At 65.1% G+C, this 238-nt stretch carries 1 protein-coding gene; it reads left to right on the top strand.

Going from position 1 to position 238, the window contains the following annotated elements; genetic code table 11:
- Position 1: 1 nt before the first annotated feature.
- Positions 2 to 238, top strand: a 237-nt coding sequence (locus AC0KVN_RS27770; RefSeq protein WP_483656889.1) for a dihydroxy-acid dehydratase domain-containing protein, incomplete at its 3' end; no start/stop codon positions are given.

The raw sequence follows: 238 nt of genomic DNA, 5'->3' as shown, positions 1-238 counted from the left end.
CGTGGCGTCCTGCTGGAATGAAGCCGCTCCCTGCAACATCTCCCTGATGCGTCAGGCTCAGGCCGCCAAAAAGGGCGTTGCTGCCGCCGGCGGCACCCCGCGCGAGTTCTGCACCATCACCGTCACGGACGGCATCGCCATGGGCCACGAGGGGATGCGGTCGTCGCTCCCGTCGCGCGAAACCATTGCCGATTCAGTTGAATTGACCGTCCGCGGCCATTCCTATGACGCCCTGATC

It is taken from the genome of Sphingobium sp. SG1, from assembly GCF_057063145.1.
Note: the sequence above shows the minus strand (reverse complement) of the source record. Positions and strands in the feature narration are given on the sequence as shown.